The organism is Clostridium sp. (assembly GCF_051654825.1).
Taxonomy (GTDB): Bacteria; Bacillota; Clostridia; order Clostridiales; family Clostridiaceae; genus Clostridium.
In genome coordinates this window covers 1-10195 of record NZ_JBOFYU010000187.1, presented here as the reverse complement: position 1 = coordinate 10195, position 10195 = coordinate 1, and the positions used below count along the sequence as shown (strand labels likewise).

The 10195-nt window shown below is 27.5% G+C and carries 12 protein-coding genes; 10 read left to right on the top strand and 2 right to left on the bottom strand.

The window, feature by feature from the left end; translation table 11 throughout:
* The first annotated feature begins 59 nt into the window (after positions 1 to 59).
* From ACRDBA_RS10930 to ACRDBA_RS10915, 4 genes are all read left to right on the top strand, one after another.
* Entirely contained in the window at positions 60 to 998 is a 939-nt protein-coding gene (locus ACRDBA_RS10930) for a ribonuclease Z (protein WP_438572946.1), read from the top strand.
* 263 nt (positions 999 to 1261) lie between these two features.
* Positions 1262 to 1831 (top strand): N-acetylmuramoyl-L-alanine amidase, encoded by a 570-nt coding sequence (locus ACRDBA_RS10925; RefSeq protein WP_438572945.1) that lies wholly within the window; start codon positions 1262 to 1264, stop codon positions 1829 to 1831.
* 39 nt (positions 1832 to 1870) lie between these two features.
* Positions 1871 to 2182: a hypothetical protein gene (locus ACRDBA_RS10920; RefSeq protein WP_438572944.1), complete on the top strand. Its 312-nt coding sequence runs from the start codon at positions 1871 to 1873 to the stop codon at positions 2180 to 2182.
* A 116-nt stretch (positions 2183 to 2298) separates the two neighbouring features.
* Positions 2299 to 3441 carry a DEAD/DEAH box helicase gene (locus tag ACRDBA_RS10915; RefSeq protein ID WP_438572943.1) on the top strand — a complete coding sequence of 381 codons (1143 nt, stop codon included), beginning with the start codon at positions 2299 to 2301 and terminating at the stop codon, positions 3439 to 3441.
* 30 nt (positions 3442 to 3471) lie between these two features.
* On the opposite strand, the gene ACRDBA_RS10910 is transcribed toward ACRDBA_RS10915, so the two are convergent.
* On the bottom strand, positions 3472 to 3720 hold the full coding sequence (locus ACRDBA_RS10910; protein WP_438572942.1) for a TIGR03905 family TSCPD domain-containing protein: 249 nt from the start codon (positions 3718 to 3720) through the stop codon (positions 3472 to 3474).
* 167 nt (positions 3721 to 3887) lie between these two features.
* Between ACRDBA_RS10910 and ACRDBA_RS10905 the strand changes: the two genes are divergently transcribed.
* Positions 3888 to 4766, top strand: a complete 879-nt coding sequence (locus ACRDBA_RS10905; RefSeq protein WP_438572941.1) for a YncE family protein — start codon at positions 3888 to 3890, stop codon at positions 4764 to 4766.
* On the opposite strand, the gene ACRDBA_RS10900 is transcribed toward ACRDBA_RS10905, so the two are convergent.
* Positions 4763 to 5296: a DUF4364 family protein gene (locus ACRDBA_RS10900; protein WP_438572940.1), complete on the bottom strand. Its 534-nt coding sequence runs from the start codon at positions 5294 to 5296 to the stop codon at positions 4763 to 4765. The two genes, ACRDBA_RS10905 and ACRDBA_RS10900, sit on opposite strands and share 4 nt — an antisense overlap.
* 128 nt (positions 5297 to 5424) lie before the next feature.
* On the opposite strand from ACRDBA_RS10900, the gene ACRDBA_RS10895 reads away from it, so the two are divergent.
* The 5 genes from ACRDBA_RS10895 to ACRDBA_RS10875 form a co-directional block, all read left to right on the top strand.
* Entirely contained in the window at positions 5425 to 6183 is a 759-nt protein-coding gene (locus ACRDBA_RS10895) for a polysaccharide deacetylase family protein (protein ID WP_438572939.1), read from the top strand.
* A 117-nt stretch (positions 6184 to 6300) separates the two neighbouring features.
* Positions 6301 to 6969 carry a single-stranded DNA-binding protein gene (locus tag ACRDBA_RS10890; RefSeq protein WP_438572947.1) on the top strand — a complete coding sequence of 223 codons (669 nt, stop codon included), beginning with the start codon at positions 6301 to 6303 and terminating at the stop codon, positions 6967 to 6969.
* A gap of 673 nt (positions 6970 to 7642) precedes the next feature.
* A complete protein-coding gene (locus tag ACRDBA_RS10885) occupies positions 7643 to 8560 on the top strand; it encodes an ABC transporter permease (RefSeq protein WP_438572938.1) in 918 nt (305 codons plus the stop codon).
* Between the two features lie 17 nt (positions 8561 to 8577).
* Positions 8578 to 9522 (top strand): ABC transporter permease, encoded by a 945-nt coding sequence (locus tag ACRDBA_RS10880; protein WP_438572937.1) that lies wholly within the window; start codon positions 8578 to 8580, stop codon positions 9520 to 9522.
* A gap of 12 nt (positions 9523 to 9534) precedes the next feature.
* The coding region (locus ACRDBA_RS10875; protein ID WP_438572936.1) for an ABC transporter ATP-binding protein at positions 9535 to 10195 on the top strand (661 nt) is incomplete at its 3' end.

The window sequence follows — 10195 nt, the reverse complement described above, 5'->3', positions numbered from 1 at the left end:
AATAATAACTTGTTATTAAATAAATATAAAGTAACAATGATAAATATGGAGGGTGTATAATGATAGATTTTACTCTTCTTGGTATTGGTGGTGGAATGCCAATGCCTAATAGATTTTTGTCAGCTGGAATAATTAATTACAAGGGAAGAAAGATTTTAATAGATTGTGGAGAAGGAACACAAGTATCTATGCGAATACACAAAACAGGATTTAAATCTATAGATGTGATTTGTATAACTCATATACATGGAGACCATATAAATGGATTGCCTGGATTGTTAGGAACAATTGGAAATAGTGGGCGTATAGAACCTATTATAATAGTTGGTCCAATAGGAATAAAAAATGCAATAGATGCAATAAGAGTATTAATACCTTATTTACCATATGAAATAATAATTATAGAAAATAAAAAGGAAATATTACTGTCTATTAATAAGGAAAGCACAAATATTACACTAGAAAATGAAGATGTTATTTTAAAGTTGTTAGATTTAGATCATTCAGCTCCTTGTATTGGATATGCTTTTTATATTAAGAGAGGAAGAAAGTTTGATGTAAATAAAGCAATGAATTTAAATATCCCAAAAGTACTATGGAATAAACTTCAAAAAGAAAATAGTGTTATATATAATGAGATTGAATATAAATCAGATATGGTTTTAGGTGATAATCGTGAAGGTATAAAGCTTTCTTATATAACAGATAGTAGACCTATAGATGATATAGTAGACTTTATAAAAGATAGTGATTTATTTATTTGTGAGGGAACTTATGGAGATAGTGCTGATATAGAAAAAGCTATAAAAAACAAGCATATGACATTTGAAGAAGCGGCTACTTTATCTAAAAAAGGAAATGCAAATAGGTTAATTCTTACACATTTTAGTCCATCAATATTAGATATAGAAGATTATATAATTAATGCAAAAAAAATATTTAATAATGTAGAAATTGGTGAAGAGGGAAAGTGCATAACCTTAAACTTTAAAGAATAGATAATTAATTAAAAAGTATTTAACATAATAAAAGTTAAAATCTCTTTTTTAAGAATATTTTATATGATATAATGTAAAATATTGGAAAGAGAGGTTTTATGAGAAGGATATATAAAGCTAAAAAAAAGAGAACCACATATAAAAGGGAAAATTTAAAAAAGAAGGTTATCCATAGAGACAAGTGGTGGTTTTATATAGGGATACTGCTTTTACTGGTATTTATACTTTCTTTTTGTTATTATTTTAGGACGGATATAGTTAAATTGTATAAATTTAGTTATAGAGATACTTATGGTAAGAATTTAAGCGACGAAAAAATTGATGAGTTAAGGGATAACCTTAATATAAAAGATATAGTTTATGATTGGGGAGAAGAATTAGTTTATAACAATAAGCCAAAAGAGATAATATATCATCATTCTGCATCAAGTGAATGGAGTCCTGAAGAAATTCATGATTTTCATAAAGAAAAAGGCTGGAGTGGTATAGGGTATCAATTTTATATTAGAAAAGATGGAACAATATATAGAGGACGGCCAGAAAAAGCAGAGGGTGCTCATACTAAAGGCAAAAATAAAGAAAGTATAGGTATCTGCTTAGAAGGAAATTTTGAAGAGGAAAGATTATCAATAGAACAAGTAGAAAGCTTATATGAGCTATCAGTTTATATTAGTTTAAAATATGATATTGGAGATATAGTAGGACATAGAGAAGAAGGAAGTACTCTTTGTCCAGGAGAAAATTTTCCTGTAAAGTCTCTAAGGGATAAAGTTATTAAAGAAATTGAAAAATTTGATGTAGAAAAAAATAAAATTACACACTTATTAGAATAAATTAATAATATATATAAACACTAGCTTTAGGAGGATGTAATGACTACAGTTACAATTTTATCTCTAATAATAGGTTTGTTATTTATAATTTATTCTATAATAACTTTTAAAGCTAATGGAATATTATTTGATTTATTTGTTAGAGATGAGTTTATTAAAAAATCATATATAAGTAAAGTTAAAATAATTTCTGGGCTATTAACTGCTTTGATTTCATTTATCTTTGCATATTATAGTTATTATAATTTAATTGAAGGTTTTTTTATTATATTTCTTCCATTTGTATATATAATATCAAGAAGAATTTTTATTATAATATATGAATATGTAGATATAAGAAAATTAAAGTAGTAATATTAAAAATAGAATCATTTTGAGATGATTCTATTTTAATATAAACTTTAACTAGCATTAAGTTTATAGAGAGTATATAATGAGATGATACACTAAATTAAAAGGAGAAACATATGAAAAATTTTGAAATGCTTAATTTAAATTCAAATATAGTAAATGGTCTTAGTAAACAAGGAATAACAGAACCGACTGAAATTCAAGAAAAGGCAATTCCAGAAGTTCTTTTAAATAAGGATGTAATAGGAGAAGCTCATACAGGTAGTGGGAAAACTTTAGCTTATTTAGCTCCGATTTTTGAAAAAATAAATACTGAAAAAAGAGAAATGCAAGTATTAGTTTTAGCACCAACTCATGAGCTAGTTATGCAAATAGAAGATCAAGTTAAGATTTTAGCTGAAAATTCAGAAATGGCAGTTACATCATTACCTATAATAGGTGATGTAAATATAGATAAACAAATAAAGAGAATTAAAGATACAAAACCACATATAATTGTAGGTTCAACAGGAAGAGTTTTAGATTTAATTAGAAAGAAAAAAATAACTGCACATACTATAAAAACAATAGTTATAGATGAAGCAGATAATCTTTTTGATAAAAATAATTCTAAGGTTGTATTAGATGTAATAAAAACAACTATGAGAGATAGACAGCTTATGGCATTTTCAGCGACTATAAGTGAAAATACTATGAATATAGCTAAAGAGTTAATGAAGGATCCTGTTGTAATTAAGTCTAAAAGCAAGGCATCTTTAAATCCTAATATTACTCATATGTATATAGAAGGAGAAAGAAGAGATAAGTTTGAAATTTTAAGAAAGCTTATAGCAGCAGTAAATCCAGATAAGGCTATGGTATTTGTAAATAATAGTACTGAAATAGAAATGATAACTCATAAGCTTAATTATCATTCAAAACCAGCATTTAATATTTCATCACATATTTCAAAAGAGGAAAGACAAAGATCATTAGAAAGCTTTAGAAATGGGAAAATAAATATTTTAGTTTCATCAGATATAAGTGCAAGAGGTTTAGATATTCAAGGTATAACTCATGTCTTTAATTTAGATTTCCCTGTTAATGCTAATGATTACTTACATAGAGCAGGTAGATCGGCAAGAGGAATAAAGCAAGGTGTTACTATTTCGATAGCAACAGGAAAAGATCTAGCTGGAATAAGAGTTTATGAAAGAGAATTTAATATAAAAATGCATAAAATGAAGGTTTATGAAGGTAAATTAATGCATGCTAAATAAAAAAAACTCCGAAAATTTCGGAGCTTTTTTTTATAAAGAATTTTTATAGCTTTCTAATGCTAATGCAAGTTGATCAGGGCAAGAAGTAGTTTTATTTCCACATTCTATTCCTTTTAACTTAGAAATAGCCTCATCTATATTCATTCCTTTAACTAATACAGATAAGCCTAAAAGATTACCAGCACACCCTCTAACAAATTCAACATTTTGAATCTTATTTTCTTCTACAGATATATGTATTTCAGTTGAACAAACTCCACTTGTTTTATAAACGAACATATTTATCCCTCCAATGTAGTATTCTATAGTATTATATATTGGATATGACAATAAGTGAAGTGAATTTGTAGAAAAATGTACAAAAAAATAAATAATTGTTCCATTAAAGTAAAACTAGCATATATTAAGAGTATAATTAGTTTTTTACTGAATGGAGGTGCAGCGTTATGAAGTCAATACTTGTTTGTAATACAGGAAGTGATTCAATTTCAAAGATTAATTTATTAGATTATTCCGTAGAGAGTTTGCCCCTAAGGTTTAGTGAAAAACAAAGAGGGCCTCAAGGGTTATATACTTGTAATGATAATATATATGTAACTAATAGTTATGACAATTCAGTATCTATTATAAATAGTAATAGTTTTAAAGAAGAAGCTTCTATATATATAGGTCCATCACCAAGTGATATTGTTTATATAGATAAAAAACTTTATATAGCATGTAGCGAATCAAATACAATAGTAGTATATGATTTATTAGAAGATAGAATAATTCTAGAAATACCTATAGATATGTGGCCACAAAAAATTGCATTAGATGAGGAAAAAAGTCTTCTTTTTGTATCTAATTTACTTTCACACAATATATCAGTTATTGATATAAAGTCTAATACTATAATTAGAAATATTTTAGCAGGAGAAAATCCTACTAAAATAAGGGTATCTAATAATAAAAAAATGCTTTTTATATGTGAAAGTTGTATTAGTGAGGAATCAAATGGTTTTATAGAAATTTACTCCTTAGAGGATTATAAGTCTATAAAGAGGATAGAGGTTGGAAAATACCCAGTTGATATGTGGGAAGACAATGAAAGTTTATATATAAGTAATTTAAATGATGGAACGATAAGTGTAATAAATCTGCAAAGCTTAAAAGAAGTAAAAAGGCTATTTATCGGAGGGATGCCTAAAGGAATAGTTAAATATGAGGAATGTTTATTTATAGCAGATTATTTAAATGGAAGAGTTTTAGTTATAGATTTGAAAAATAATAAAATAAAAGCCATAACAGTAGGAGAAGAACCTAATGCTATGACTTTGTATTAAGAATTATCACTAAATAAGGCATTCATTATTTTAGTATAAATATCAGATGGATCTGATTTCCATCTATTACACAGAGATACAGCTTGCTTTTTTGAAGGAACAGAAACCTTTAAGTCAATAAGTAAGCTTTCAGATTCTAGGGCTTGAAGATTAACAACAAATGTATCTTCCTTTCCTAAGGTATAATCGCTATGTATAGTAAGTTCTTTTTTTATAGAATCCATCATTGCTAGAAGGTAATCATCGATTATCTTCTTTTTCATTGTTGAAATTCTATCAGCAAAAAATGATAAAACGCTAGCACCCTTTTCAGTTATAGTTATAAGATTTTTATCATTTATAACATCATATTTTAAAAACTCTGAAGTTATAAGTTCGCTAACATATTGTTGAAGAGTAAAGTAATTTATGAAATTATTCTCTAAAATTATTTCTGTTAATTGAGCATTAGTAATTGGGTGCTTTAGTGATTTGATTACATAAAGCACAAGCAATTTATTTTCTGCTAATTCAGCTGAGTTTTCGTACATTTTTAAACCTCCACATCGAAAGTATCTATTTAATTATATCATAAAATTTATAAAGTGGAATATTATAGTCATTAATATTATTTTAAAAGAATATATATGATTATAATTTAAATAAGGAGTAGTGAAAAGTGAAAAGACGATTTAAAGTTAGCATGATACTAATTTTATTGTTAGTATTAATGGTAACATCTGTATTAATGAAAAATAATGATAAATCAGTTGCTTTAAACATTACGGAAGAACAGCCAATATATAGGGTAAGTAGAGAAGATAATGTATTATCATTAACATTTGATATTAACTGGGCTGAAAATGATCAAATTTATAACATATTAGAAGTATTAGACAAATATAATGTAAAAGCTACTTTCTTTATTATGGGAGGTTGGGTTAATTATACAGAAGAAAATAAGGAAAAGCTTATAAAGATAAAAGAGAGGGGGCATGAAATTGCAAATCATAGCTATATTCATCCTATGTTTACAAAGATAAGTGAGGAACGGATAAAAAGTGAGTTAGAAAAAACCGATAAAATAATTGAAGAAGCTATTGGAGAAAAACCAAAGCTTTTTAGGTTTCCAAGTGGTGAATATAATAAACAAGCATTTAATACTGTTACAAGTCTTGGATATAAATGTATTCAATGGGATGTTGATTCTGTAGATTGGAAGGAATCGGGAGCAGAAACTGAATATCAACGTGTTATAAAGAAAGCTAAATCAGGATCTATCTTGTTATTTCATAACAATGCAAAATATACACCTGAAAATTTAGATAAAATTATACCTAAGTTCCAAAATGAAGGGTATAAGTTTATACCTGTTGGAGAATTAATCTATATGGATGATTATTATACTGATGAGTCTGGAGAACAAAGAAAAAAATAAATATTCAAAAAATATTGAAAAATAGCTATGATATGTATTATAATGGAAATATATCTTATGGGGTAGAAAAAAATGGAATTTATTAAAAAATAATTACTAAGGGAGAGAGGGGTTATGATGGACAACTTGATGTTAAATAATAAAATTTATTTAGAGGGTACAGTAATTTCAGATTTGGAATTTAGTCATGAAATGTATGGTGAAGGGTTCTATACATTTTCAGTTGAGGTAATGAGATTAAGTGATTCAGTAGATATATTAAATATCACTGTTTCAGAAAGGTTAATTGCTAATATGGATCTTTCAATTGGAAAGGATATAATTATAGAAGGGCAATTAAGATCTTATAACAAATTTGTAGATGGTTCTAATAAGTTAATTTTAACTGTATTTGCAAGAAATATTGAGCCATGTATAGAAAGAAGTAAAAATCCTAATGAAATATTCCTTGATGGATATATATGTAAGGAACCGGTTTACAGAACTACTCCATTTGGAAGAGAAATTGCTGATGTATTACTAGCTGTTAATAGAGCTTATAATAAATCAGATTATATTCCAACTATTGCATGGGGAAGAAATTCAAGATTTTGTCAAACTTTAGAAGTTGGAGACAATATTAAGGTTTGGGGAAGACTTCAAAGTAGAGAATATCAAAAGAAAGTAAATGAAACTGATGTTATTAAAAAGATTGCATATGAGGTATCTATTTCTAAAATGGAAAAAGTAGCTGAAGAAGATCAACTTGATATTGATCATATTGTAAGTGAAGAAGGTGCCGTTTAAAATAAAAGAAGCTCTATTTATAGAGCTTCTTTTATTTTTGGCTATGTTTTAAACTTGTGTTTATATAACTCATATTATGAGTTAAGAAGTAAGAATGAAAAAGGAATAGTTTTGGTAACTATTCACTTTTACTTATTCACTATTAATTAAACTTGTTTACTCGTAATATTTATGAAACATTACAATATGAACATTGATTTATAACATAGGCTTATTTTTTATATTAAATAAGTATTTATAGGGTTTGCTTTGTAGAATTTACATAATAAAAGAATTTATATTTTAAAAATTTATGACAAAAATTAAAAAAATATTATTTCTAAACTTTAAATTTGTTTATGTGAAACGGACAAAATTTAAGATATGTGTATAATTATCCAATTTATCAAAAAAATAATCAAATATTATTTTTGTAAATTTATAATAATATAAAAATTGAAGGAAATCATAAATAGCTTGCAAAGAATGGCTTAAAATGGGAATGAAAGCGTTTACTTAATTGAGTGAAGTCTATTGACAAAGTGTTTATAAACGGTATTTTATATTATCATATTATCAATATAAAGAATAAAAATTTATTAAACAATATTGACAAAAATTAAATATATAATATAATTAATAATATCTATAATTTGTAAGTAAATGTAGAACAATGAATGGGGGTTATGAACAAATGGTAAAGTACATAGGGAAAAGAATTTTAACATGTATTTTGACAATCTGGGTAGTTGTTACCTTAACGTTTTTCTTAGTTCGTTTAATGCCAGGGGGGCCTTTCAATACTGATAAGATGACACCTGAAATTAAAGCTAACTTAAATGCTAAATATGGACTAGACAAGCCATTAGGGGAACAATATACAATTTATATGAAAAACCTTGTAAAAGGTGATCTTGGAGAATCAATGATTTTCAAAGGAAGACAAGTAAAAGATACAATTAAGTATTCAGCACCAAAATCTGCAAAGGTTGGAGGAGTTGCAATATTAGTATCATTAGCAGTGGGAATACTATTAGGAATTATATCAGCATTAAATGCAGGAAAGTGGCCTGATAGATTATGTATGATCCTAGCTACACTTGGTATAACAATTCCAAGTTTCGTAGTAGGGGCAGTATTAATATATATCTTTACTGTTAAATTAAAACTATTACCTGCTACTGGATTAAGTAGTTGGAAAAATTATGTTATGCCAGTTATAGCATTATCACTATCATCAATGGCATTTATAACTAGATTAACTAGAAGCAAATTAATTGATGTTTTAAAATCAGATTATATAAGAACTGCAAAGGCAAAAGGATTAAGTGGTAGAACAGTTATCTTTAAACATGCTTTAAGAAACTCACTAATACCAATAGTTACTTATTTAGGGCCATTAGTTGCAGGGGTATTAACAGGAAGTTTCGTAGTAGAAAAGATATTCTTAATACCTGGTTTAGGAAATGAATTTACACTAACAGTATTAAATAGAGATTACAGTGCTTTATTAGGGGTTTTAGTTTTCTATAGTACATTAATAGTTGTTGCTAACTTAATAGTAGACGTTTTATATGTAGTAATTGACCCAAGAATTAAGCTAGAAGGATAATAGGAGGAGGAAAAATAATGGGACAAAATTTTGATATGGACAAATCACTTTTTACTCCTCTAAGCGAAGATGAAAAAAAATTCGAACAAGTAGTTAGACCAAGTGTTGGCTATTGGCAAGACGCATGGAGAAGGTTAAAAGGAAATAAGGTAGCATTAGTATCTTTAATAGTTATTATATTAATAATAATTGCATCAGCAATAGTGCCAAGTATATCTAAATTTGCATTTGATGCTACAGATTTAAGTAAAACAAACCTTAAACCTAATGGGATGCATTGGTTTGGTACAGATGCATTAGGAAGAGATTTATTTGTAAGAGTTATGTATGGTGCAAGATATTCATTAATGATTGCATTTGCAGCAACTGTAATTAATTTGTTCATAGGTGTTATCTATGGAGGAATAGCTGGTTTTGCTGGTGGAAAAATAGATAACTTAATGATGAGAATAGTAGATGTATTATACTCAATACCAACTTTAATATATGTAGTTTTAATAATGGCTTCATTTTATGATCCTACAAGTGGGAAAAGTGGTATAGGAACTATAATATTAGCTCTTTCAATATCTTATTGGGTAGGAATGGCTAGAATAGTTAGAGGAGATATACTTCAATTAAAACAACAAGAATTCGTTTTAGCGGCAAGAACTTTAGGAGCTTCTAAAATAAGAATATTATTTAAGCATTTAATACCAAACTGTATGGGATCAATATTAGTTACAATGACGCTTTTAGTTCCACAAGCTATATTCACAGAAGCTTTCTTAAGCTTTATAGGGCTTGGAATTAATCCACCTCTTGCTTCATTAGGAACACTTGCAAATGATGCAATGGGAGCAATATATGTACATCCATACCAATTAATATTCCCAGCAGCAGTAATTTGTTTAATTATATTATCATTTAATTTATTAGGTGATGGATTAACAGAAGCATTAGATCCAAAGCATAAGAGATAGGGGGACAAGCGAATGAGTAAATTATTAGATGTTAAGAATTTAAGAACCTCCTTTTCAACACATGCAGGTGAGGTTCAAGCAGTAAGAGGAGTGAATTTCCACTTAGATAAAGGTGAAGCATTAGGAATAGTTGGAGAATCAGGATGTGGTAAATCTGTAACTATGATGTCTATTATGAGGCTTCTAGCTGATAATGGTAAGCTTGCCGGTGGAGAGATTTATTTTGATGGTAAAGATTTATCAAAGGCTACTGAAAGAGATATGGAAAGTATTAGAGGAAATGATATAGGAATGATATTCCAAGATCCTATGACATCATTAAATCCTGTTTTTACTGTAGGAGATCAATTAACAGAGCCAATAATTAAGCATAGAAAAATAAGTAGAAAAGAAGCAACTGAAGCTGCAATTAAAATGCTTGAGTTAGTTGGAATACCAAGCCCAGAAAAGAGAATGAAACAATATCCTCATGAATTTTCAGGTGGTATGAGACAAAGAGTTATGATTGCAATGAGTTTAATTTGTGAACCAAAGTTAATAATTGCAGATGAACCTACTACAGCTTTAGATGTTACTATACAAGCTCAAATATTAGATTTAATGAAGGATTTAAAAGATAAATTAAATACATCAATAATACTAATAACACATGACCTTGGTGTAGTTGCAGATC

Coding starts and splice junctions, on each gene's coding strand:
- ACRDBA_RS10930 (WP_438572946.1), top strand. CDS start 60: ATGATAGATTTTACTCTTCTTGGTATTGGTGGTGGAATGCCAATGCCT.
- ACRDBA_RS10920 (WP_438572944.1), top strand. CDS start 1,871: ATGACTACAGTTACAATTTTATCTCTAATAATAGGTTTGTTATTTATA.
- ACRDBA_RS10915 (WP_438572943.1), top strand. CDS start 2,299: ATGAAAAATTTTGAAATGCTTAATTTAAATTCAAATATAGTAAATGGT.
- ACRDBA_RS10910 (WP_438572942.1), bottom strand. CDS start 3,720: ATGTTCGTTTATAAAACAAGTGGAGTTTGTTCAACTGAAATACATATA.
- ACRDBA_RS10905 (WP_438572941.1), top strand. CDS start 3,888: ATGAAGTCAATACTTGTTTGTAATACAGGAAGTGATTCAATTTCAAAG.
- ACRDBA_RS10900 (WP_438572940.1), bottom strand. CDS start 5,296: ATGTACGAAAACTCAGCTGAATTAGCAGAAAATAAATTGCTTGTGCTT.
- ACRDBA_RS10890 (WP_438572947.1), top strand. CDS start 6,301: ATGGACAACTTGATGTTAAATAATAAAATTTATTTAGAGGGTACAGTA.
- ACRDBA_RS10885 (WP_438572938.1), top strand. CDS start 7,643: ATGGTAAAGTACATAGGGAAAAGAATTTTAACATGTATTTTGACAATC.
- ACRDBA_RS10880 (WP_438572937.1), top strand. CDS start 8,578: ATGGGACAAAATTTTGATATGGACAAATCACTTTTTACTCCTCTAAGC.